Below are 24,210 nucleotides of genomic sequence, written 5' to 3'. Positions count from 1 at the left end.
ACGCTGCAAGGGGAGATCAGGATCACGGCTACGGCGGCTCAGGGTGAGTATATCGTTATGCTCGCCATCTCTGACTGGATAATTGAGTGCTGGTACTTGCCCGCAGGAAGATGACCGCAAAGACTATGGCTACTCTCTACCTGATAACAGGAAAACCGTCAGGACAATTTTTTCTGTTTCTTCTTAACGACAAAGGCCACCTTTCGGTGGCCTCCGGGACGTTGCATCCAAACTCAATTCATTATTGATTATCAAGCAGGATTTGTACCTTACCTCTCTCCTTCAGACTGGCAAGGTACTCATCAAACATTATGCGCCCATTGCCAGCAGCAATAAACTGACCCAATCCTTTGAGCTGCTCAGCATTTGCCACGGCCTCACCGGGATAAATGGCACTCAGGCCAACCACTGCATAATCACCATTTGCCAGAGTAACTGAACGATAGGCGACACTGTTTCCGGGATGAGGCATTTTAAAGGCTTCCTGCAAGAGCTGTGCAGGCACACCGGGCATATTCCTGCTGGTTGCAGGACTCTCAACCACGTCCAGCTTCTGTTCATCAGCCAGCACGTTCAGCGCTGTGCCGGACTGCAGGGTCGTCACCATCTGTTCTGCACGGCTGGCCAGCTGTTCCCGGGCGCGGCTGTTCTTCAGGGCATTAACGATGGTTTCCTGCACATCAGCAAGGGGTATCAGCTCAGGTTTTTTGTGCTCCTTAACCCGGACCACAACAGCCTGTTCCGGAGTAATCTCAATCAGCTCACTATTGGCACCGAGATCCAATACATCATCACTGAAAGCCGCAGCCGACACGCGGGGATCAGCGGCAATACCTGACTCAGCACCCTCTTCGACCAAAGGGCTCACTGGTCAATACGGTCAGGCCCAGCTGCTCTGCTGGCTGAGCCAGATCAGAAGCCTCAAAGCTGATATCCGCGAGCTGCCTGGTTTGTTCAATGAACAGGGAGTCAACTTCATTCTGCTTGAGTGCCACCTCAATGTCTGCGCGCATTTCATTCAGCGATGGCACATCCGCTTGATCACGGGAAGTCACTTTCAGGATCTGTATACCGAAATCCGTTTCAATAGGCTCAGAAACCTGACCAACGTTCAAACCGGCAACGGTGTTGTCAAAAGCATCGCCAAAGAAGCCCGGCTCAACAGCCCCCAGATCACCGCCGTTCTCAGCGGTCATCGGATCATCAGAATAGGACCTGGCTAACTCGGCAAACCCGGTTCCGGCTTGCAGTTTGGCAACCACTTCATTGGCCCGTGCTTGCGCTTCATCAAGGGTGCGATCTTCACCGGTCTGAATCAAGATAACGGAGACATGGGCATTATTGCCAGACTGTTGCTGCAACTGTTCGACACGGTACTGGTATTCAGCTTCAATATCTTCAGCAGAGACATCGATACCCTTGGCAATCTCCGCCTTGTTCAGAACCACGTAGTTTACGACAACCTGCTCAGGCGTCATAAACTGATTGGAGTTAGCCTGGTAGTAAGTGTTAATCTCTTCTTCGGAAGGCGTAATGGCCTGACGCACTGGTTCCGCCGACAGCATAACCCAGGCGAGGTCCCGGGTCTGACCTTCAAGACTCTGCAGTCGCTTGAGTTCTTCTGCAGTCACAAATTCGGTATTGGCAACCCCGGCGCGTAATTGCTGCAAGAGTGTTTCTTCACGGATGGCATCGCGGAACTGCAATGGTGTCATACCATAACTGCGAACCATCATCTGAAAACGGTCGGCATCAAAGCGGCCGTTTTGCTGAAACTGCGGCATGGATACGATCAGCTTATCAATCTCGGCTTTGCCAATATCCATTTTCTGATCTTCAGCGTTTTGCAGTAGCAACTGACGATCAATCAGGGCTTCAAGAACCGAGCTTTGCAGTAACTGATCGTCCAGCATGGCAGGATCAAACTGACCGCCCATTTGCTGAAGCAAAACCCGCCGCTGCTGGTCAACAGCCTGAGCCAACTCTGCCCGGGTTATATCCTTACCATTGACTGACGCCACTTCCGGGTTGTTTGGATTGGGCGCAAGCGTTTCCAGACCAGTAATGGCCATCATAAAAGCGATGATGCCGACGACAACAAATGTCACCCAACTCTTCGCTTTGTCCCTCATCGATTGCAGCATAATAACCTCAGGTACCAGGGCCGCTGAGACAGCAGAGCATATCCCTTGTTCTTCGCACCCTGCCTTCGCATCAACAGTGAAGACCGGGTTTAAAAAAAAAGCGCATCATCGGATGCGCTTTCTGGTGAACCGGCAGACAACTCCCCTGGAATAATTCATGTGGAACCCTGCCTTGCCCACCTGATGAAATAGAACCGATTAAAGCACTATAACAGTGAACCGTACCAGATCAGTTCACGGCATCCTTAAGAGCCTTACCAGCCTTGAAGCTTGGAATTCTGGCAGCGGCGATTTCAATCGGCTCACCAGTCTGCGGGTTACGGCCGGTACGAGCGGCACGCTCTTTTACAGAAAATGTGCCAAAACCTACCAGAACAACCTGCTCACCATTTTTCAGTGCACCAGTGACAGAGCTAATCACGGCGTCCAGGGCTCGACCAGCGGCAGCCTTAGAAATGTCTGCAGATGCAGCGATAGCATCAATAAGCTCGGACTTGTTCACTCTATTCCCCTTCTAAGTAGGATGCGTTTTCAATCATTAACAGAGGATAGACACAGAAAGCGTGCTGGCAACTGAGTAATTTACCGGTCTTCTGTCATCTACCCTATCAGGTGCGACCGATATGCTGCTGCATTTTCCTGTGAAAAACAAGCACCATACATGCACCTTCGTCATTAATAGCCTGCCAACCAGCCAATTTGATCTAAAACCACTGAAAATAATCACCAGAAATCATTTGCCAATGGCAACCATCGAACACTGACAGCGAACGATAACACCGGGGCAGTATGAAGTCTGATAATCTGCCGTCAAGCAAATTGTCTGACTGGATTCAAGAAGTCTGGCGGGAAACCCGCTTCCCCCGTGCTACTGAAGACAGTAGCCCGAAGGCTCATCAAATCGGGGAAGCAGAGTCATTCCTGCGTTTCTTGTCTGGAGGGTCATAGGAAAGCAAATCACCGGTTACAGTCTGTACCTGTCCGGTCATTCCGGTAAAAGAAGTCTACTTTTATCCGCATTAGCATACAGTTGTCTGACAGTTGAGCTGACAACCTGACTCTATGGCTTCGACCTAACTCCTGATCCGAAGTAGCGGCAATTTATACCAATCGTCCGGCCGTTATGTCAACTGAAGAATCCACCGGAAAGCCCCGTCATTACTGAACGACCGCCCAATACAGGGCGGCCTTCACATTCAACGGTCAGTGGGTATTGACACGTTCATCACTTTTCTGACCGGTTTTCTGCTCGGAATCGGCAACTTCCAGCGCTTTTTCTGGCAGGGCTTCGGGCATATACGACAGAGCCACTTCCAGAACTTCATCAATCCACTGAACCGGAATAATGTCCAGGTCATCCTTGATATTGTCAGGGATCTCTTTCAGGTCGCGACGGTTCTCTTCAGGAATCAACACCTTCTTGATACCACCACGATGGGCTGCCAGAAGTTTCTCTTTCAGACCGCCGATGGCCAGGACTTGCCCCCGGAGGGTGATCTCGCCGGTCATGGCAACATCGGCCCGAACCGGAATCCCGGTCAGAATGGACACAAGGGCGGTACACATACCGATACCCGCACTTGGGCCATCTTTTGGCGTCGCACCTTCAGGAACGTGAATGTGCAGATCGTTCTTCTGATGAAAATCAGGTTCAATACCCATGGCGGCAGCACGGGAGCGAACCACCGTCAATGCCGCCTGGATGGACTCCTGCATCACATCGCCCAGGGAGCCGGTTTTGATAATCTGCCCTTTGCCGGGAACCGCTACCGACTCAATGGTCAGCAACTCGCCGCCAACCGATGTCCAGGCCAGCCCGGTTACCTGACCGATCTGATCCTGATCTTCAGCCCGTCCATAGGTGAACTTGCGAACCCCAAGGAAGTCTTCAAGCACTTCCGTGGTAACCGCGCTCTTGCGGTCCTTTTCAGACAGCGCTTCCTGTTTCACCGCCCGGCGACAGACCTTGGCAATTTCCCGCTCAAGTCCACGAACACCCGCTTCTTTGGTGTAGTAGCGGATGATATCCAGCACTGCATCATCAGCAAAGGACAGCTCGCCCTTACGGAGGCCACTGCGCTTGATTTGCTTGGGCACCAGATAACGCTTGGCAATATTGAGTTTCTCATCCTCGGTGTAACCCGGAATGCGGATCACCTCCATACGATCCAGCAACGGCCCGGGAATATCCATGGAGTTGGAGGTACAGACAAACATAACATCGGAAAGATCGTAATCCACTTCCAGATAGTGGTCATTGAATGAGTTGTTCTGTTCAGGATCCAGCACCTCCAGCAACGCTGAAGCCGGATCACCACGCATATCAGAGCCCATTTTGTCGATCTCATCCAGCAGGATAAGCGGGTTTTTCACTTCAACCTTGGCCATCTTCTGGATCAGTTTACCGGGCATGGAGCCAATGTAAGTCCTGCGGTGACCGCGAATCTCCGCCTCATCACGAACGCCACCCAGCGCCATACGGACAAACTTGCGATTCGTCGCCCTGGCCAGTGACTCACCCAGTGATGTTTTACCAACCCCGGGAGGCCCCACCAGACAGAGCACAGGCCCCTTCAGTTTACGAACCCGCTTCTGCACGGCAAGATATTCAAGGATACGTTCCTTGACCTCTTCCAGCCCGTAGTGGTCAGCCTCAAGAATATCCTGGGCACGCTTCATATCATGGCGGACTTTGCTGCGCTTTTTCCAGGGAACACTGAGCATCCAGTCAATATAGCCCCTGACCACCGTTGCCTCTGCGGACATCGGCGACATCATTTTCAGCTTGGCCAGTTCCGCCAGGGTTTTCTCCCTGGCCTCCAGGGTCATCCCCGCCTGATCAATTTTCGCTTTCAGCTCTTCCAGCTCGTTGGGCGCATCGTCCATATCCCCCAACTCTTTCTGAATGGCTTTCATCTGCTCATTCAGGTAATACTCACGCTGGCTGCGCTCCATCTGTTTCTTGACGCGACCACGGATTTTCTTTTCCACCTGCAGAAAATCCATCTCACCCTGCATAATACCAATCAGATACTCCAACCGGTCGCCCAGGTCGATGATCTCAAGCATTTTCTGCTTGTCTTCGATCTTCATGGGCATGTGTGCACTGATGGTATCCACCAGCTTGGCCGGGTCTTTGATACCGGATAATGAGCTAAGCACCTCATTCGGTACTTTCTTGCTCAATTGCACATACTGCTCAAACTGAGACATCACAGAACGAACCAACAGCTCACCTTCCCGGTCGCTGATCTGCTCTGACAGCTGCTCATGAACTTTCGCCTTAACCAGCCCATCGTCTTCATAGACCGAGTCAATCGTTACCCGAGTCTCACCTTCCACCAGAACCTTGACCGTTCCGTCTGGTAACTTCAGCAATTGCAGAATGCTGGCAACGGTGCCCACAGAAAACAGGTCTTCCACCTGAGGCTCATCGGTCTGGGCACTTTTCTGGGCTACCAGCAGAATTCTCTTGTCACCAGACATTGCCAGGTCCAGCGCCTGGATGGATTTTTCCCGGCCGACAAACAGCGGGATCACCATGTGCGGGTAGACCACCACATCACGGAGGGGCAACAAGGGCAATTCATAATGCTCTGATGGTTGCAGGGTATCTTTATTATCCATAGCTCAGCCCCTATATGTTCAATCTCAATAAAGCCTGCCATCCACCAGCCCGCTGGCTGGCTGAAAACTGGAAAATGAAAACCTGGCAGGCATTCAGGACACGATCTATTACGTGTTTGATCAATGGTCAGCCTACAGCAGAAATACCTGAAATACAGTCTCAGGCATCTGTAAAACCGGCCATGGTCTCTAAGATGGGGCTTTTCCGGCTAAATTACAATAGCCACGTCTTTTCGTCTCCTGAAAACGGCTAAGGGACGCTTCATCGGCACTCAAGTCCGGGATAAAGAATCTTGTAACATCAAGAACTTGCAAAAGAACTTCGTTCAGGTAACATAACAGTCATTCGGAAGAGACGTCGCATCGACTCTTCAGGAGAGTCGGAGCGTAGCGCAGCCTGGTAGCGCACCACAATGGGGTTGTGGGGGTCGGAGGTTCAAATCCTCTCGCTCCGACCAAATTTTTTCACCTATCTCTCAGATTTATCCACTACCTGTTTTACCCAAGCCTTCAAATCCGCCATCTTTTAGAAGATATCCAGCTGATCGGTTTCAGCCTCAATCTTCAGCGGATGCCATCCGGACAAGTCCTGAAAACTGTCATGAAAGCGCTTGGCCAGAACAGGAACCTCGCGATTACTTGGGCTATGCATAAAAAAGTAGGGTTGTTTTCCTGCTGATATCCATTCCCTCAACTTGTGCTGCCAGGGTATAAGATACTCTTCATCACAGGTCATATCCCCCAGGCCAATAAAACGAATCATTGGAAACTGTCCGGTAGCAATTTCATGCACGGGAAGACGGGGCTTTTTGGCCTGAGTCAGATTTCAACCTTCTTGCGGCCTGCCAGGGCATGGGCCAGGGTACCACCATCCACAAACTCAAGCTCACCACCCAGGGGAACACCATGGGCAATGCGAGTGGCCGTCACCCCAAGGGTTTTCAACTCCTCAGCAATATAGTGCGCCGTGGCCTCACCTTCCACCGTCGGGTTGGTTGCCAGGATGACCTCCTCTACCTGATTATCAGCCACCGTTTTCAACAGGTGTTCAATGCCAATATCTTCTGGCCCGATACCATCAATAGGCGACAAATGCCCCATTAACACAAAGTAACGCCCTGAAAAGCCACCGGCCTGCTCAAAGGCCATAACATCCGAAGGATTCTCGACAATACACAACAGTTTTTCATCCCTGCCGGGATTGGCACAAATCTGACAGACAGGTTCTTCTGTCAGGGTACGGCAATGCCCGCATCGCCCCACCCCTTCGGCAGCCTGTCTGAGAGCAGCCGACAAGCGCACAGCCCCGTCACGATCCCTTTCCAGCAGGTGCAACGCCATTCTCTGGGCCGAACGCGGCCCCACGCCTGGCAGACAGCGCAATGACTCCATCAATTCCCTGATCATGGGGCTGAACATAAACAAAACCTGATTAACAATGATATCGCTACCCGACACCCATTAGTTCTAGCAAGCGTGTCGGGCGTAAGGAGTTTAGAATGGCAGCTTTATACCGGCTGGAAGACCGAGCCCTGAGGTCAGCTCACCCATTTTTTCCTTGTTGTTCTCTTCTACTTTACGCACCGCATCATTAATAGCTGCAGCCACCAGATCTTCCAACATCTCCTTATCTTCCGCAAACAGACTTGGATCGATCTCCACCTTACGAACATCATAACGACCGGTCATGATGACCTTAACCAGCCCGGCACCGGCTTCACCAGTGACTACTGCATTGGCCAACTCCTCCTGGAGTTTCTCCATATCTTCCTGCATTTTCTGGGCCTGCTTCATCAGATTGCCCATACCACCTTTAAACATATTGACCTCTGCACAAAAACACCAAACAAGGACCACCGGAATTCACCGATCATCACGCCCGGGCTTTTTACTTGATAATATTACCAACTGGCTGAATCGAGTCATCCAGAACCATGGCCGAAAAGGTCTCAATCAACCCCTTTACCCTGGCATCGGAATAAATACTCTCTTTCGCTTCCTGGAGACGCTCGGCGATTTTCCGTTCGCGCCAGGCAGCAGGAGTTTCATTAACAATACGACCAGTGTCAATTGACAGTTTAACGGACTGCTCAAAATAATCACACAGCGCCTTTTCCACACGCTGACGATGGGTGTCGTTGTAGAGCGTGCTGCGCTGTTCATCAAGTCGTAACCGGACGACACCCTGTTCACTGTCAACAAACTCACAATGGGAACCAATGGTGCCTGTCACCCCTCCCAGGGGAAGGCCACGAAAAACCTGAACCCAGCTCACAACATCCATCTGCGTAAATGACACCCGGTCTTCTTTTGCCGGTAATTCCACCACTGCCCTGACCGGGGCTTCAGGGGCAACAACCGATGGCAGACTCAGTGACTGAGAGGCATCCGCTACAGTAGCGATTTCCTGAGAATCTCCGGACGACCAGTGTGCCTGCATATCATCCAGAGCACTGTCACGCTCATCATAAACAGGCGACTCAAAGGCAGCCTGGTCATAAGCTGACAGTGGAACGACCTCGGGGACTGGCGGTGTATCTTCACTGACCACTGCCCGGGAGGCTATTTCCTCTGCTGGTGTCTTGGGTGGCTCATCAGCAAAAACAGGAGGCTCAAAGGTATCCCTGAGGCCACCGCTCTGGACCGAAGGGTTTTCGTGCTCAACTGTTTCCTGAGCAGTTTCATGAATAACAGCAGGCGCATCAACTTGTTGGGCAGCAGGCTCAGGCTCCGGATCAGAAGCTCCTTCTTCATCAGACGTACTGTTGTGAGATGAAGAGCCTTCAGCCGATGAAGAGCCCTCAGCCGGTGAAGAGCCCTCAGCCAATGAAGAGCCCTCAGCCGATGAAAAGCTTTGCGCAGAAGAGGCAACACTGTTTGTCGGCGGCGGTGCAACCGCCATCACATCCTGTTTTGCACCAGAAATATCAAGCGGCCTGCCAGCCGCTGGCGCACCATCGGGCCGGAACGCCAGCATGCGCAACAAGGCCATTTCAAAACCACCACGGGGATCCGGCGCCAGGGGCAGATCTTTCTTGCCCACAAGACCAATCTGGTAATAAAGCTGCACATCCTCAGCCGTCATTGATGATGCCAGCGCTATAACCTGCTCACGATCACCCTGACTGTTATCAACGGCATCGGGCACAGCCTGGGCAATGGCCACCCGATGCAGCAGGGACAGCATATCATCCAGTACCGCCAGATAATCCGGCGAATGTCCTGCCAGGGATGACACCGAACCCAGGATATGGGCCGCATTGGCGGTCGCCAGCGCCATCACCATCTTCATCACCTGCCCCTGGTCAATGGTACCCAGCATCGCCCCCACCTCAGCCTCACTGACCCGCCCATTGCCAAAAGCAATGGCCTGATCGGTCAAACTGAGGGCATCACGCATACTGCCATCCGCAGCACGGGCCAGCTGCCACAGGGCCGCCACTTCGCAGGGAATCTGTTCCTGTCCGAGGATATTCTCCAGATGACCAACAATTCGCTCTGGCGTCATATTCTTCAGGCTGAACTGAAGACAGCGGGACAAAATAGTCACCGGCAACTTTTGAGGATCGGTGGTTGCCAGCAGGAATTTCACATGAGGAGGCGGCTCTTCCAGTGTTTTCAACAGCGCGTTAAAACTGTGCGCCGAGAGCATGTGTACCTCATCGATAAGGTACACCTTATAACGCCCACGGGTTGGTGCATACTGGACGTTATCTAACAGTTCCCGGGTATCTTCCACCTTGGTTCTGGAGGCCGCATCCACTTCAATAAGGTCCACAAACCGGCCATCATCAATCTCTTTACAGGCTGAACACTGGCCACAGGGGGTCGAGCTGACACCCTGCTCACAATTCAGACACCTGGCAAAAATACGGGCAATGGTGGTCTTACCCACACCCCGGGTACCGGTAAACAGGTAAGCATGGTGAAGACGATCCTGATCCAGGGCATTAACCAGCGCCTGAAGAACATGGGACTGCCCTACCAGCTCTTTGAAAGAACGGGGTCGCCATTTGCGTGCAAGAACCTGATAGCTCATTGAGTAGCGTCAATACCTGATATGGAAATTAAAGAGTATCTATGCTAACCAAGAAGCCTTGAAATTGCACGATCAGGAAGCGCTAGAGAGGTATTTGAAAGTGAGTTTGTGAGCGAGGGAAATCCGGAGAACCCGAAATAATGGAGGCGAACCCTGCCAGCCACACCCCGGCACATAATGTCACTACTACCGTTGCTCCCTTCCGGGCCTGGCGGGGTTCGTAGCTGATTATTGCGGGGGGACCGGCAAGGTCCACCATAAAGACCGGGGCATCGCGTCCCGATGCAGCGCATTCTGCATAAAACCCGACCTGACGTCAACTGCCAGCGCACATCTGGCCATCATTTTATTCACAATCAGGCCCGGTTTTTTCCGGCTGGTGAGCCCGGAAAAATATTATCATTGATTCACCAGCGCCAACACACCCAACACCGCAAACAACATCGCAGCCCCACGGCGAATCCATTGCAGTGGCAGCCTCTCTGCCAAATTCTCACCAAAGAAGACCACGGGCATATTGGCCAGCATCATGCCCAGCGTAGTGCCCGCAATCACCATGATCGTGGCAGAATATTCAGCCGCCAGAAGCACTGTCGCGACCTGGGTCTTATCGCCCATTTCGGCCACAAAAACAGGGCCAGTGTCGTTAGAAAAACGCCATAACCCGTCATTGGCCCATCCTTGTCATCCAACTTATCCGGGGTCAGGGTCCATACAGCAACTGCAAAAAAGGAAGCAGCAATCAGATATTGAAGAATATCGGGGGAAATCCAGGCAACCACCCAACTGCCAAACCAGACGGCAATGGCATGGTTCAACAGAGTCGCCAGCAAAATAGCCAGAGAGATCAGCCAGGGAGCGCGAAACCGCAACGCCAGCATCAGTGACAGTAGCTGGGTCTTGTCACCGATTTCAGCGAGAAAAACAACCAGTGCAGAAAGGGAAAAGGTTTCCATAACAAGTCCGGGCAGGCGATGAATGATTGGCTCTTTAACCGGATCGAAACCGGAATTGGTCAAGACTCTACTGAACCACAATATTGAACACAACAGACAGGAGAATACAGAAAACATTGTAAGCCGGTGCTGATATGGAACAAATCATGTGTTCTATATTTCTTACAAACCAGAAGACAGCCGTCAGACTCCATGCCATTATCGGAACAAGTAGATATCAAGGGTAACTACTTGTTTTTTTGCGGATAACAGTCTGTGGGTAGTTGATTTAATACCCCAGGCTGCTCAGTTATTACCGTTGACATGTTGTTTATCAGTTCATGGAGGCCCTCCATTTTCTCGCTATTCATTGTGCATGTATGATTATTCTCGGTTACCTTCCTGGATAATCGCTCAAGCTTTTTATACAGCACTTCGTCATTTCCTTTAATCAATTTTCTAAGATCTGCAATTGCATCCCGATTTTTTTTACATCCAAGAAAAGTAACACATTGCTTCTGGGATAATCGCTCAAGCTTTTCCTTTAACTCTTTTTTAACTCTTTGTTGCTTATCAGCAACAGTTTGGTTTCATAGTCGTGCCGGACAATATTGCGTTTCTCCATGGCCAGACCAATGGCTGAAGCTGTGCAAAATGACACAAAACCAATAGGAACAGCATTAGGGAGAGTCGATACCGCATAACATAAAAGTGAGCCAATTTGACCGCAAGTACATGAGGTTATTAATACCTCTTCGTTCAAAAAGTAGTCTTTTAGATGGCAGGACGGCGCACTTGGGCATGATGTAGACTGCACTATTCAATTCCTGTTGACCAGTATGGAAAATAAGTCATTAATGCCGGGTCAGCTCATATGAAAACGACTTTCTAAAGAAAAAATGCCAAATCAAAATTTTATAGACTTTTTTTCCAAAAAAAAGTTCAACACGTATCAACTGAAAGACCTATGATTCCCTGAAACATTTGTTTTTTCTGACAGCCATTATTTGACAGGTATTGAATAATGTTTACACCATCAACAATTTCACCACCAACAGCAACCGCACTGACAAACCAATTATCGAACGAATATTCAACAGAGTTTGATGGCAGCAAAACACAAGCAGTCAAGCCAGAAACCCGGGTAAAAATCAATGACGGGACATATACGACAACACCTGAGAAAAAATGCCTTGATGATTATGGAATAACGGTAAATTATGAGGCCGAAGGAAGCCAGCTCGGTTTCAGGTATTTTAACTCGATAATCGGTTCCAGAACGGATCAGGAAAAACACAACCGATTCATGTCTGAATTGCGATCAATCAATGAAGTGGATGTTGATGCACTTAAATGTGTCGCAACAGAAAAGCACGATGGCATTAATACCACCATTAAAGTCGACAGGAATGGCAACGTTTGTTTATACAAAAGACTGACCAAGGTACATAACAAAAGCGATCCTTTGGCAGGGCTTATCGAGAATAAATACACTGAAGATATTTTTGCTGTTAATCGCTGGATGAATAAAAATAACATCGATACTGTCTTCCTCCGCTGTGAAATGGTGGGCTTTAATATTCAAAACAGGCAGAATTACGGCTTGAGTCATCACTTGATTGCATTTGCCTTGGATATAGAGGGGGAACAACTCCCTTTCGATCAGTTCAGTCAGTTGTGGGATAAGGAAATTCGTCCTCCAAACCTGCAAAAGGTCAATGTGCTGGCAGAAGGAACATTCATGGAACTCTGTAATTTCAAGGTTAATCATGTTCCCGGAACATCGGCTGCGATGCTTGCCAGTCAAGTGAATAACATCGAGATCATGCCTTCAGAATTGACTACGGATATTGAAGGGGTAGTGATTCAGCCCGAGCGTGAATTGTTGTATGTACCCACTTTCAGGGATACGGAAGCCAGCAACGCCATTCAGGAAAAAAGAGAAACAATGAGCCGCTACCCTGCTTTGTTGAGGGGACAGATACCAGACGACGCTTTTGTTATAAACTCCTGGCAGACTGGGTTGTCGGGGAAGCAGGGGCATCGTCTGCTGGCGGAAAAGTTGAAGATCAGGTGAGAAAGAAACTGGCTAACCAGTTACTTGACATTATTGAGCGGAGGGACCTGATTAAAGAACAGGGCACACTGAATCATCGAAAGGAGTTGGGCCAGAAGATATCAACAGTTTTCGACATGGCCAGAGATGAGTTGGTCAACACGCACCCGGGGAGTGAGGAGATCCTGGCGTGGGGAAAAATGAAAGGATACATTAACAAAAGGCTGGTTGAACTGATAAAACAGGCCAACCTCCAGCTTTTTCCAGTCAAATCTCCATGACCGGCATGATTGGTCATGAGTATCCGTAATCTGACTGATAGCCAAACGTTTTCTTTAACCGCTCAATATAGTCCTTATCATGGCACAGTGTTTTACCCGGGCTGTCTGAGAGTTTGGCGACGGGAGCCCCATTCAGCTCGGTTAATTTCAGAACAATATTGGGCGCATTAAAGCCCATATCATTGGTGAGATAGGTACCAATCCCAAAGCTGACATTAATTTTGCCAGCGAACCATTGGTAAATAGCCAACGCTTTATCAAAGTTCAGCTTATCACTGAATACCAGGCTTTTGCTGCGCGGGTCAATGCCCAGTCGGCGATAATGATCAAGGGCCAATTCACCCCAGACAAAAGGGTCACCGGAATCATGGCGCATCCCCTGGTAGGCGCTGGCCAACTCAACATCAAAGTCCTTCAGAAACGCTGCCATGCTGATGGTATCCGTAAGCGCTATGCCGAGCTGACCTTGATACTCATCCAGCCATACCCTTAACGCATCTTTCTGACTGGTCCGCAGACTCTGACCGAGAACCTGATGGGACTGCAGCCACTCATGAGCCATGGTGCCTAGTGGTTTCAAGCCAAGGGTTCTTGCCAGATTCAGGTTGCTGGTGCCCACAAAGTTATCTGGTAAGCGGTGCTTCAGGCTTTCCACGACGTGGTAATGCCAATCCCTTGAAAACCGCCGACGCGTACCAAAATCGACCAGGGTAATACCACTATCGCCCGGAAGCTGGTTCAGCTTCTCATCAAGGCGACGCTGGCCTTGAGTAATCACATCATCCTGAGCTCCCTGACCATAAAAGCTATGACCATGCAGCTCACTGATGATTGCCAGCAGGAAAATTTCAAAGTGGGTAATTTCACTCCAGAGCCCCTCGATCACCAACGACAGTTGACCACTGGTCTGTTCAATGGCAACCGCATGTGGGTCAAGCCGGAAACCCTCAAGATACTCGATAAAATCATCCGCAATAAACGGCAGAGTAGACAGCCACTCAAGCTCTTCCGAACTCAGACGCAGCTCTCCCAGAAATTCACACTGCCTTTTCAGTTGCTTTTTTGACAGGACTAACGGCTGGTCACTCCGGCAATGAAACTCCATGCGAGCCCAGGCATCCGGATAGCGGTGCACCATGGACTGCTGCATGGTGTATTTATACAGGTCGGTGTCGAGGAGGGTTGGTATAATCGGGCTATCCATACTTCTTTCCTTCAGAGAGCGTCGACATCACTGACCGCATCAGCAATGATCAGATCGCTGGCACTCTCTACCAAAATAACTCCGCCGGCATTCAGCTCGGCAATAGCATCAGCCACTGATGATTCAGCCAGGCCACGGGTGGCGGCAAGATTGACATACACCTGAAAACCAGCCCGCTGCAGTTGCAATGCCGTGGTTTTTACACAGAAATCAAGCGCCAGACCACCAACCAACACGGTGGTAATGCCTTTATTGGTTAAAAATTCAATAACTCCTGTACTCAACCGTTCTACCAGGTCATGAAAACAGGCACCATAGGGATGAATATCCATCTCGACCCCCTTCCAGACAAAATAATCATAATCCGTCACGTCGGGAAGCCCACTCACCAGCTCAAACCCCTGTGTGCCGGGGACAGCATGTCGATTCCAGCGCAGATCAACATTTTTATGGCCGGTTACCGGCGTCAACTGCGGATACTCTGCCCCAGCCACCCATACTGCATTGGCCGGATGCGCATCCTTGGAACCCACACGAACACCAGCCAGCCGGGCCTGGCGATTCAACTCAGTAGCGATATTATGACCATCCGGAACCGGTAGCTCATCTGGACACAGCGGGGTGAAACAGTTCTGGGCATCCACATCAAAAGCAGCAATGGTCTCCCTCGACCCAATGGCATACATTATTTTCACCGTGACAAAAGGAATCTGGTTCACTAACATAGTGAATTATGTTCCCTAACCTGTCAACCAGAGTATCTGCCATCAGGATTTGTCCATGGGCCCCAAGCCGACCAAGAGCCTTCAGCCGATTAAAAGCCTTCAGCCGATTAAAAGCCTTCAGCCGATTAAAAGCCTTCAGCCGATTAAAAGCCTCAAGACAATCAAGAGCCTGAACACGGCACTTATCTCTGTCGATCTGGTCGTGTTTCAGCTCAGCGCCAACAACAGCCTTCAGGTACTTGTTCATCAGTTACCGGAAAATAAGTGCCCCCAGCTCCCGGCAGGCAGAATAGAGCCTGAATTTGATCACTGCCTTGAAGATACGGCAAAACGACAACTGAGCCGACTGACGTCAGAACCTGCCACCTATTTCGAGCAGGTCGTCACCATTGGCGATAATCAGAGAGACTCCAGGGCTGGTCATTAACCGTCGTTTACTACGCACTCCTTCGTCCGGGTAATGAACAGTCATTACAGGCCCAGGCGGCATGGGTTGATGTTGTCAATGATCAACCGGTAACCACATTGGCCTATGATCATAACCAACTGGTTATGGAAGCGCTGGACAGACTGAAAAATAAAATACAGTACAGTGCACTGCCTGTTTATCTGCTGCCAACAGAGTTCACGTTATCCGATATTCAAAATGTCTTTTCGGTTATTCTTGGCAAAGCACCACCCATGCGCTCGATCCGCAACCGATTCCTGAATTACAATCTGCTTGAGGATACCGGCAAAAAGCGCTATGGAAGCAACCGGCCCGCTACGCTTTACCAGACCAACCGACAGTCAGAAAACTGGTTATTTGACAGGCTCTATTTAACAACTAAAGTTTGAAAAATCTTCTGGTGAGAATTCATATTATATCCGGATTGTCACACATTACCCCCTGCAAATTGATTAGCAAGATTGATCGGCAAAATTGATTAACAGTTACAAAAGTGCACTAAATGACAAGTGGCAGGAATAATAATGAAATATTGAATCATCTTTCTATTAATTTACTCAAATAATGCCTTCCCCTGTGAATGCGCTATCCATTAAAAAGTAATTTTAATAGTCCACTTACTCCAAGAGAGCAATTTTCAAAGATGCATGTTAATTCGCTTCGATCTGGTACAGATACCAACAATATCATCATACAACCAACAGCAAACAACCCATTACTGGTAAAACCAGTAACAATATGGCGGCAGAGAGAAGTTGCCCTGCCAGACCAGCCAACGGAACAACAAGTTTATTATTCACAGATGCTCAACCCACCTTCTCAAACGTTTTTTTACCCACTACAGCTACCAGTTGCAGCAGCACCACTACCAACGGTATCTGCACAGAGCGACACCTACCCCATTGCTGTTGTATCAACACGTCGAAGAATTCCAGCTTTCATCCCCGCGCAAGAGCAGGCGCTTTACTTTTGTCGGCCAACCTTTTGCGCTCCTCCCCTCCCTTTTAGTCCATTCCAGGCCAGCCTAACACCCTGCTACATCCCCCAGCCGGTTTGCCCTGACACTGCAATGCAATTTTTGCCCCGGTTTCCGGCAAGATCAACAGGAATAGCGCCAGCAAACGCATCTGAAGCCACGGAAGTCATGGAACTCATTACCCTGAACCGGGGAAGATACTTTACTGCAACCATTGACGACATTGCCTACCATCAAAGAGCTGGTACCGGCAATATACAGTTGGGGAGTTTTAATCTGAAGGTTGGCCTGCGCTTTCCATTAGATATAGTAGCCAACGGTATGATCTCGTCACCCATACAGGGAAAGCTATGCTTCTCATCATGGCAGGCTCTGATCCAATACTTATCCAGGCAACCCGTCGGCTGCTTTTATACTAAAGAACAGCAAAGAGAGCCCATCAGCAGAATTCCTATTTTCCTGAAATGTGATGAAATGAATTTATCGTCATCTACTCAGCTGGCAATCACTCAGGAGAGCATTGACCCTTTGGAGGCAGAGCAGGAAATACCGAAAATTCTCGATCACCTGAAATCCCTGAATGAGAAAAGAGTCAATGCCAGAATAGTATTCTTTGACTCCAAACAAATTGGCGGAATAGCTTGCCATAAAGATCCGACAACAGGCTATCTTGCCTATTTTATGTTTAACACACCTACCGTGTATACGTCACTGTCAGTATCCTCGCTCAGAGGGCTGTTTTGCGAACTGGAAGCTACCATACATCATTCCATGAATGACAGTGAGCTATCAGACTATATTGAATCTTTGGGTGTAGGCTGCTTTCTTAGACGAGGCATTCGCAGAAGGGGGAGCATACAGTTATTTTCTCACACTGTCAGTTTTGTATCAGATGATTAGTCCGGGAGACACAATAAGACATCACGCTTCTTAATTCAGCTATCTTAACAAATTAACCAGGCAAAGTGACTCACAATGAACAACAATCCATACACAACAAACGCCACTGCACAAGGATACCCCAGATACGGCGCGCCAGTACCAGCTCAACTGACTTCTCCTTATCGGCAGCCCTCCTTTACAGGAATGCCCCATTGGCAGGGACGGAATATAAGTCACACAGCTCATCTGGCACAGCGACATCAACACCCCTACTTTCCAGGTCAACAGGGGCAGATGTTCACCTCTTATTTAAACCCGGGTTTCACCGGTCCTGGCAGCACCAGCATTGCCGATGTGCAACCGCGCATGCGTCAAAGGAAAAGGTCGGCACCCGTTCATGTCCCAACACCCCATACTTCAGAACATACCCCCAAATCTACAGCAACAGGCAATCCGAATCGGCCCCACCCCAGAAAATCTGAGCACTGCCCCGACGATGGAAAAAGATACACTGATGGTTTTTCTCAAACATCATCCGCCAAAGGGATTAATAAATCCGCGGAAAGTGCTGAAGCATCGTTACCAGAAGACAACGGAATGTTACCCGGAGCATTCGCTGGCAGCTCAATCGATCCTCATTCCAGCCTGCAAAATAATACCCATGTACAAGTGCTTATGGCGGAATTATGGGCAGCCACCCTTAATTATGAAAATACTTTTGGGATCCCCCCCCTCTAACACCTTGCTGGCAAGAGCTTTTCATTTATTTTTGCAGCAAAACCAAAATTATAAGGCACCCTTGCTGCCTACTCCGACCACTTTCAATCAGCCAACTGCGAACTGGATGCCTTCCCACAGCCAGCACTGCCTTGATGTAATAGAATGTTTAAACTTTTCTCGAAACCAACGTATATATGGCGATATCATTCATGTTACAGACTTTAAGTCCGCTGGTCTTGGCACAGCTCAAATCTACCCGCTACACATTAAATTCCGCATTTGGTTCCCTGAGGCGTTTAAAGCACTGCCCAACCAACAAATCAAGGCAATGAAGGTAGAAGGGAGTCTGAAATTTGATCAGAGCGAAGTGGCAGCGTATATCAAAAAACATCCTGAAGGGGCTTTTTATGACGCACGGTTGCAGAATGTAAAGCATGCAAAAGAAATTCCCATCTATTTGATAGCCACCGCCTTGATTGATGAAGCCAGTAGAAGAATCACACCTGAATCCCAACAGGTGCTGACTCATATTAAATCACTTTTCGGACAGCCGATCACTGCAGATATCCTGAAGTTTTTTAGCAAGCACCAGGGAGGTATTGCCTGCCATTATGATGAAGCAAGTGGCATCAGTACCCGCTTCCTTTTCAGACTGCCTGCCCCGGAATTAAAAAGTGTCCCGATCGCAGAATTGTCGAATAAATACCGTAAATTGCAGGCAAAAATAAAACCAATCGATGATGAAAAATTAAAAAGCTATATTTTTGGCTTTGGGGCTGAAGCTTTTATGAGAGACTTTGATATAAATAAAATAAAACTGCGTTCCAGCGAGGTTTCTCTCCTTCCGAAAGAGGGCTGACAGCAAAAAGCCGCCAGCCGTATAAAATGACGTTAACGCTCAATCCGCCATGTTGTACCTTCTCTGCTGTCCTGAAGAATAACTCCCCGGGCAGCAAGCTCATCACGGATACGATCTGCTTCAGCAAAATCACGCTGCCTTTTGGCATTGTTGCGTTGCTCAATCATGCTTTCAATCATGGCTTCATCGACATCCGCACCGGATTTCAGAAACACTTCCGGATCCCGCTGCAGAATACCCAGAACCCCACCAAGCTTAACCAGCAGGGCAGCCAGTGGCAGGGCGGCAGATTCGTCCTGACTGCGCACGGTATTGAGGTGACGCACCAGCTCAAACAATACGGCAAGCCCTTCTGCGGTATTGAAGTCATCGTCCATAACCTTGAAGAACCGCTGCTCGAACTCATTATTTTCTGCTGCGGACACCCCTTCCAGGTCAAGCCCTTGTAACGCGGTGTACAGACGCTCAAGACGAACACCCGCCTCTTTCAGGCTCTCTTCGGAATAGTTGATCGGGCTGCGGTAGTGGCTGGAGATCATAAAGTAGCGAACCACTTCTTCATCGTACTCATCCAGCACTTCCCGGATAGTAAAGAAGTTACCAAGGCTCTTGGACATCTTCACATTATCGATGCGGATTGCGCCAGAGTGCATCCAGGTATTCACAAACCTGGCATCGTTACACGCTTCGCTCTGGGCAATCTCATTCTCATGATGAGGGAACTTCAGATCTGAACCGCCACCATGAATATCAAAGGTATCGCCCAGACAGCATTTACCCATAACAGAGCACTCAATATGCCAGCCCGGACGCCCCTCACCCCAGGGCGATGGCCAGCTGGGCTCACCGGGCTTGGCAGCTTTCCACAAAACAAAATCCAGCGGATCTTCTTTTTGCTCTTCCACCTCAATTCGGGCACCCGCTTCCAGCTCTTCAAGCACCTTGCCGGACAGCTTGCCGTAATCCGCAAACTTATGAACGCGGTAATAGACATCCCCGTTACCTGGTGTGTAGGCAAACCCCTTACCGATCAGCTGCTCGATCATTGCCACCATGCCCGGTACAAATTCGGTGGCCTTTGGCTCCTGGTCTGGTGGCAGGTTACCCAATCGCTGGAAGTCTTCCTGCATGGCGGCGATCATACGACCGGTAAGGGCCATAAAATCCTCACCATTTTCGGCCGCCCGGCGAATAATCTTGTCATCCACATCCGTAATATTGCGAACATAGGTCAGATCATAACCACGGGCACGGAGATAACGAGCCACCACATCAAACGCCGTTACCGTACGAGCGTGGCCAATATGACAGTAGTCGTATACTGTCATACCACAGACGTACATGCGCACATGATTGCCATCCAATGGGGTAAACGGCTCTTTCTTACGGGTCAGGCTGTTATAAATCTGCAGCACTTTATCGGTATCCTTTCTTCACTTATTGGCCCAGGTATCTTTCAAACCAATGGTCAGGTTAAACACCGGGTGTTCGACGCAGTGGTCACGGCGGTCTGCAACAAAGTAACCTTCACGCTCAAACTGGAAGGACTGTTCCGGTGCCGCATTGACCAGCGATGGCTCAAGCCACGCCTGAGTCACCTTCAGGGAGTCCGGATTCACATGACTCAGAAAGTCCTCTTCACCACGATCCGGTGCCGGATGGCTGAACAGACGATCATAAATTCTCAATTCAGCCTGTTGGCCGTGAGTCGCCGAAACCCAGTGAATAACGCCACGAGGACGAATACCTTCCGGTGGATCTTCCCCTACCGTACCCGGCACATAAGAGGCATGAACTTCAACAATATTGCCACTCTCATCACGGATCACTGCTTCCGCCTTAATGACATAGGCACTTCTGAGACGAACATAGTCACCAATTACCAGGCGCTTGAACTTCTTGCGGGATAAGGTGGTATCTTCGGTGAAGTCTTCCTGATCGATGTAGATTTCCCGGGTAAACGGCAGGGTTCTCTGCCCCAGCTCCGGACGATTAGGATGTGTTGCCGCCGCCATCTCCTGCACCTCGCCTTCCGGCAGGTTCTGAATCACCAGCTTCAAAGGCGAGAGTACCGCCATGGCTCGGGCGGCATTGGTGTTCAGGTCATCACGAATGGCATGTTCCAGCATGGACACATCAGCCGTGCCATCGGATCGGCTTACACCCGCCATCTCGGAAAAGCGGCGGATGGCAGCCGGGGTATAACCACGACGACGCATACCGGAGATGGTTGGCATTCGGGGATCGTCCCAACCATTCACCACACCTTCATCCACCAGCTTCTTCAACTTGCGCTTGGAAGTCACCGTGTAATTCAGGTTGGTACGGGCAAACTCATACTGTCGGGGTCTGGCCGGAACCGGCAGGTTATCCAGGAACCATTCATAGAGAGGACGGTGATCCTGGAACTCCAGGGTGCAGATAGAGTGGGTAATATGCTCAATGGCATCTTCCTGGCCATGGGCAAAGTCATAGCTGGGGTAAATGCACCACTTGTCGCCGGTCTGATGGTGAGGCACCTTGCGAATCCGATAGAGAACCGGGTCCCGCATGTTCATATTGGGGCTCTGCATATCGATTTTGGCCCGCAGGGACGCCTTGCCTTCTTCGTAGTCACCGGCCCGCATTTTGGCAAATTCAGCCAGGTTTTCTTCGACAGACTTGTTTCTGTCCGGGCTCTCCACACCGGGCTTATTGAAATCACCCCGGTTAACGCGCATGGCTTCAGCGTCCTGATGATCCACGTAGGCCTTGCCTGCACGAATCAGGTGCAGAGCCCAATCATAAAACTGGTCAAAATAGCTGGAGGCATAACGAACCTCACCGGACCACTGGAAGCCCAGCCAGCGGATATCCTCCTGAATGGCGTCCACATAGACCTGTTCTTCTTTCTCCGGGTTGGTATCGTCAAAACGGAGGTTGCACTCACCCTGGTACTTTTCTGCCAGACCAAAGTTCAGACATATAGAAGTAGCGTGGCCAACATGGAGAAAACCATTCGGCTCAGGAGGAAAGCGGGTATGAATTCGGCTGACCCGGCCTTCTGCCAAGTCTTTTTCAATAATCTGTTCCAGAAAGTTTCTGGCTTTTTCGGTAGCAGTCATTGTCACTGATGCATCTATGAGAGGTTACTGGCGAACAGAGTTTAGACACCTGCGCCATAATCGGCTGAGACTACCATATCTGCCAATGCTGGAAAATAACTCATTATCCTGCCAGGAGAATTTACCAGGTGTGGTTTCACTTTTTACCGACAGACAGGCCTGAAAGACAATAATAGATCGTATTGACTATCAGTATTCGGCCCCTGGTTTAACGAATAGGTTTTACACAGGTACGAGAAACACCTAGAATCCCTGGTTTTCCTGACGCTCCCAGAGTCTGTGGACGTTATGTAACAGACGTTATTTAACAAGAGTGGTGACCCACATGATGGTCGTATTACACACCAATTTCGGTGATATCAAACTGGACCTGGATGCTGAAAAAGCACCAAAAACCGTTGCCAATTTCATTGAGTATGCGAATAGCGGCCATTTTAATGGCACCATTTTCCACCGTGTTATCGATGGTTTTATGATACAGGGCGGCGGCTTTGAGCCTGGCATGGTGCAAAAATCAACCAGGATGCCCATCGACAATGAGGCCGATAACGGCCTGAAGAATGAAACCGGGACGATTGCCATGGCCAGAACCATGGACCCGCACTCGGCCTCCGCCCAGTTCTTTATTAATGTCAAAGACAACCACTTCCTTAACCACAGCGGCAAAACCAGTGATGGCTGGGGCTACTGCGTCTTCGGCAAAGTAACTGAAGGCATGGATATCGTCAACAAGATCAAAGGGGTGAAAACCACTTTCCGTGCCGGCCACCAGGATGTTCCGGTAGAAGACGTGGTAATTGAGTCCGCAGAAGTGCTTGAGAACGTGGAAACCGCCTGATGAAGGCGCTGTTTATTTCAGACCTTCACCTGACACCAGAATACCCGGCGGTTGCCCGGGCGTTCTGCCATTATCTGGCTGATCGTGCCCCGCAGGCTGATGCCCTCTATATTCTGGGTGACTTCTTTGAGTACTGGGTCGGGGATGATGCCATGGATGACTTTCAACACGATATTGCCCAGCGACTCAGACAGTATACTAACAGCGGCAAGGCCCTGTACCTGATGCCCGGCAACCGGGATTTCGCCATCGGGAAAAGCTTCCTGCTGGCCACCGGCGCACAGTGGCTGAAAGACCCAACACTGATCACGATTAATAACCAGAAAATTCTGCTGATGCACGGTGACTCACTCTGTACTGAAGACAAGCAGTACCAGCGCTACCGAAAAATTATCCGTAATCCCCTGGTGATGGCTTTACTGCGTATGACTCCCTTGTCTTACCGCAAGAATCTGGGCCGCAAAATCCGCCAAAAAAGCAAAGCGGCCAAAATCGGCAAAGCGCTGGACATTATGGATGTGACGCGATCCGAAGTGGTTGAGGCAATGGAAAGGTTCGAGGTAGATACCTTAATCCACGGCCACACGCACCGCCCGGACATCCATGAAGTCGCCTTAAAACATGGGATCGGCAAACGCTATGTATTGGGTGACTGGACGAATAAGGGCTGGGAGATTGAGCTGGACAGCAATGGCATAACGCTGGATGCTTTCCCGATCAAACATCCATGATCCGCGAGTAAAAAAGTTACTGCGCCTGATGCCCTCGTATGAAAACCATAATTTTTTTTCAAAAATTGAACAAATGATCCTCTGATATTGTCAATAGAAATAATCTTACATTCATTTAGAGGATTTGATCATGTTTTCCAGTCTCATCACCAATACGCCTGACACAAGACAGCCAAATAATTCCCAAGAGCCTCGGTCCTCAGCATCAACAGCGGCTGCCAAGGCATTTAAGTTCGCTACGTATGGTGTTTTGGCCTTTAGCTACGGATGTGTGACCAGCATAGCGATCCACAAGGTCCAATCTTACTACAACCAGCCTGCCGACGATTTTTTAGACCAATACTACTTTGGTAACGATTCACATCAATGGATCAATTATCAGCAACTACGTAGCGAGCATCAAACCCTGTCTTTCTTTGCTCAGGCAGTGATTTCAGGAACCATCACATTGGCTGCCCACGCGTTTATGAACAAAATTTTTCCCACTCAAACGTCAGCCCCACCTACCCCCTCTAACACTGAAAACCAGCCTGCACAGAGTCAATCCGCTGCAAGGCTTATCATCCCGAATAAACGCTCAGATATAGTCTGACGAAAAATCAGGTACCACTGTGACATCGGATGTCACTTATTTTGACTTA

The 24,210-nt window shown here is 49.7% G+C and carries 24 protein-coding genes, 1 tRNA gene and 1 other RNA gene; 11 read left to right on the top strand and 15 right to left on the bottom strand.

All coding sequences use genetic code 11. The features are described from left to right. Window positions 1–241: 241 nt before the first annotated feature. The 4 genes from O3276_RS01210 to lon all read right to left on the bottom strand — a co-directional run bounded on the left by O3276_RS01210 (window position 242) and on the right by lon (window position 5,771). Complete coding sequence (locus tag O3276_RS01210; protein ID WP_269673992.1) at window positions 242–868, bottom strand: peptidyl-prolyl isomerase family protein; 627 nt, start codon at window positions 866–868, stop codon at window positions 242–244. Then, window positions 840–2,144 carry a SurA N-terminal domain-containing protein gene (locus tag O3276_RS01205; RefSeq protein ID WP_269673991.1) on the bottom strand — a complete coding sequence of 435 codons (1,305 nt, stop codon included), beginning with the start codon at window positions 2,142–2,144 and terminating at the stop codon, window positions 840–842. Before O3276_RS01205 ends, O3276_RS01210 begins: the two co-directional genes overlap by 29 nt. A gap of 229 nt (window positions 2,145–2,373) precedes the next feature. Beyond that, on the bottom strand, window positions 2,374–2,646 hold the full coding sequence (gene hupB, locus O3276_RS01200; protein ID WP_209274988.1) for a nucleoid-associated protein HU-beta: 273 nt from the start codon (window positions 2,644–2,646) through the stop codon (window positions 2,374–2,376). Between the two features lie 701 nt (window positions 2,647–3,347). Continuing rightward, a complete protein-coding gene (gene lon / locus O3276_RS01195) occupies window positions 3,348–5,771 on the bottom strand; it encodes an endopeptidase La (protein WP_269673990.1) in 2,424 nt (807 codons plus the stop codon). Window positions 5,772–6,152: 381 nt separating this feature from the next. On the opposite strand from lon, the gene O3276_RS01190 reads away from it, so the two are divergent. After that, window positions 6,153–6,229 (top strand) — tRNA-Pro (locus tag O3276_RS01190). Between the two features lie 68 nt (window positions 6,230–6,297). Here O3276_RS01190 and O3276_RS01185 read toward each other — a convergent pair. From O3276_RS01185 to O3276_RS25595, 7 genes are all read right to left on the bottom strand, one after another. Beyond that, the gene (locus O3276_RS01185) at window positions 6,298–6,594 is read right to left on the bottom strand and encodes a DUF72 domain-containing protein (protein ID WP_269675919.1); all 297 of its coding nucleotides are present in this window, start codon (window positions 6,592–6,594) and stop codon (window positions 6,298–6,300) included. Then, a complete protein-coding gene (gene recR, locus O3276_RS01180) occupies window positions 6,591–7,190 on the bottom strand; it encodes a recombination mediator RecR (protein WP_101746318.1) in 600 nt (199 codons plus the stop codon). Before recR ends, O3276_RS01185 begins: the two co-directional genes overlap by 4 nt. Before the next feature lie 75 nt (window positions 7,191–7,265). Beyond that, window positions 7,266–7,592 carry a YbaB/EbfC family nucleoid-associated protein gene (locus O3276_RS01175; protein WP_101746317.1) on the bottom strand — a complete coding sequence of 109 codons (327 nt, stop codon included), beginning with the start codon at window positions 7,590–7,592 and terminating at the stop codon, window positions 7,266–7,268. Window positions 7,593–7,659: 67 nt separating this feature from the next. After that, window positions 7,660–9,810 carry a DNA polymerase III subunit gamma/tau gene (dnaX, locus tag O3276_RS01170; RefSeq protein WP_269673989.1) on the bottom strand — a complete coding sequence of 717 codons (2,151 nt, stop codon included), beginning with the start codon at window positions 9,808–9,810 and terminating at the stop codon, window positions 7,660–7,662. Window positions 9,811–9,961: 151 nt separating this feature from the next. Then, an RNA gene (ffs, locus tag O3276_RS01165) (signal recognition particle sRNA small type) lies at window positions 9,962–10,058 on the bottom strand. A gap of 151 nt (window positions 10,059–10,209) precedes the next feature. Beyond that, window positions 10,210–10,428, bottom strand: coding sequence for a TMEM165/GDT1 family protein (locus tag O3276_RS25600; RefSeq protein WP_269673988.1), 219 nt, complete (start codon window positions 10,426–10,428; stop codon window positions 10,210–10,212). After that, window positions 10,362–10,829 (bottom strand): TMEM165/GDT1 family protein, encoded by a 468-nt coding sequence (locus tag O3276_RS25595; protein ID WP_269673987.1) that lies wholly within the window; start codon window positions 10,827–10,829, stop codon window positions 10,362–10,364. Before O3276_RS25595 ends, O3276_RS25600 begins: the two co-directional genes overlap by 67 nt. 940 nt (window positions 10,830–11,769) lie before the next feature. Between O3276_RS25595 and O3276_RS01150 the strand changes: the two genes are divergently transcribed. Together O3276_RS01150 and O3276_RS01145 are read left to right on the top strand one after the other, a co-directional pair. Continuing rightward, the gene (locus O3276_RS01150; protein WP_269673986.1) at window positions 11,770–12,822 is read left to right on the top strand and encodes an RNA ligase family protein; all 1,053 of its coding nucleotides are present in this window, start codon (window positions 11,770–11,772) and stop codon (window positions 12,820–12,822) included. Beyond that, window positions 12,819–13,082 carry a hypothetical protein gene (locus O3276_RS01145; protein ID WP_269673985.1) on the top strand — a complete coding sequence of 88 codons (264 nt, stop codon included), beginning with the start codon at window positions 12,819–12,821 and terminating at the stop codon, window positions 13,080–13,082. The genes O3276_RS01150 and O3276_RS01145 overlap by 4 nt, the downstream gene beginning before the upstream one ends. 13 nt (window positions 13,083–13,095) lie before the next feature. Here the strand turns inward: O3276_RS01145 and pncB are convergent, their stop codons facing one another. Together pncB and O3276_RS01135 are read right to left on the bottom strand one after the other, a co-directional pair. After that, window positions 13,096–14,286, bottom strand: a complete 1,191-nt coding sequence (pncB, locus tag O3276_RS01140; protein ID WP_269673984.1) for a nicotinate phosphoribosyltransferase — start codon at window positions 14,284–14,286, stop codon at window positions 13,096–13,098. Window positions 14,287–14,297: 11 nt separating this feature from the next. Beyond that, entirely contained in the window at window positions 14,298–14,972 is a 675-nt protein-coding gene (locus O3276_RS01135) for an isochorismatase family protein (protein WP_269673983.1), read from the bottom strand. A gap of 94 nt (window positions 14,973–15,066) precedes the next feature. Here O3276_RS01135 and O3276_RS01130 point away from each other — a divergent pair, with 94 nt between their 5' ends. The 5 genes from O3276_RS01130 to O3276_RS01110 all read left to right on the top strand — a co-directional run bounded on the left by O3276_RS01130 (window position 15,067) and on the right by O3276_RS01110 (window position 18,896). Further along, a complete protein-coding gene (locus O3276_RS01130) occupies window positions 15,067–15,438 on the top strand; it encodes an NUDIX hydrolase (RefSeq protein WP_269673982.1) in 372 nt (123 codons plus the stop codon). A 98-nt stretch (window positions 15,439–15,536) separates the two neighbouring features. Further along, complete coding sequence (locus O3276_RS01125; protein WP_269673981.1) at window positions 15,537–15,848, top strand: NrtR DNA-binding winged helix domain-containing protein; 312 nt, start codon at window positions 15,537–15,539, stop codon at window positions 15,846–15,848. A gap of 191 nt (window positions 15,849–16,039) precedes the next feature. Continuing rightward, window positions 16,040–17,335, top strand: coding sequence for a hypothetical protein (locus O3276_RS01120; protein WP_269673980.1), 1,296 nt, complete (start codon window positions 16,040–16,042; stop codon window positions 17,333–17,335). A gap of 75 nt (window positions 17,336–17,410) precedes the next feature. Beyond that, window positions 17,411–18,055, top strand: a complete 645-nt coding sequence (locus O3276_RS01115) for a hypothetical protein (RefSeq protein ID WP_269673979.1) — start codon at window positions 17,411–17,413, stop codon at window positions 18,053–18,055. Continuing rightward, a complete protein-coding gene (locus tag O3276_RS01110) occupies window positions 18,024–18,896 on the top strand; it encodes a hypothetical protein (protein WP_269673978.1) in 873 nt (290 codons plus the stop codon). Before O3276_RS01115 ends, O3276_RS01110 begins: the two co-directional genes overlap by 32 nt. A gap of 32 nt (window positions 18,897–18,928) precedes the next feature. Here O3276_RS01110 and cysS read toward each other — a convergent pair whose 3' ends face one another. Together cysS and O3276_RS01100 are read right to left on the bottom strand one after the other, a co-directional pair. Further along, complete coding sequence (cysS, locus tag O3276_RS01105) at window positions 18,929–20,308, bottom strand: cysteine--tRNA ligase (protein ID WP_269675918.1); 1,380 nt, start codon at window positions 20,306–20,308, stop codon at window positions 18,929–18,931. A gap of 21 nt (window positions 20,309–20,329) precedes the next feature. Beyond that, complete coding sequence (locus tag O3276_RS01100) at window positions 20,330–22,000, bottom strand: glutamine--tRNA ligase/YqeY domain fusion protein (RefSeq protein WP_269673977.1); 1,671 nt, start codon at window positions 21,998–22,000, stop codon at window positions 20,330–20,332. Window positions 22,001–22,328: 328 nt separating this feature from the next. On the opposite strand from O3276_RS01100, the gene O3276_RS01095 reads away from it, so the two are divergent. From O3276_RS01095 to O3276_RS01085, 3 genes are all read left to right on the top strand, one after another. Beyond that, complete coding sequence (locus O3276_RS01095) at window positions 22,329–22,838, top strand: peptidylprolyl isomerase (RefSeq protein WP_269675917.1); 510 nt, start codon at window positions 22,329–22,331, stop codon at window positions 22,836–22,838. Then, the gene (locus tag O3276_RS01090) at window positions 22,838–23,569 is read left to right on the top strand and encodes a UDP-2,3-diacylglucosamine diphosphatase (protein WP_269673976.1); all 732 of its coding nucleotides are present in this window, start codon (window positions 22,838–22,840) and stop codon (window positions 23,567–23,569) included. Before O3276_RS01095 ends, O3276_RS01090 begins: the two co-directional genes overlap by 1 nt. A gap of 130 nt (window positions 23,570–23,699) precedes the next feature. Further along, window positions 23,700–24,161: a hypothetical protein gene (locus tag O3276_RS01085; RefSeq protein ID WP_269673975.1), complete on the top strand. Its 462-nt coding sequence runs from the start codon at window positions 23,700–23,702 to the stop codon at window positions 24,159–24,161. The last annotated feature ends 49 nt before the right edge of the window (window positions 24,162–24,210 follow it).

The sequence above is a fragment of the Endozoicomonas sp. GU-1 genome (assembly GCF_027366395.1).
Lineage (GTDB): Bacteria > Pseudomonadota > Gammaproteobacteria > Pseudomonadales > Endozoicomonadaceae > Endozoicomonas.
Note: the sequence above shows the minus strand (reverse complement) of the source record. Positions and strands in the feature narration are given on the sequence as shown.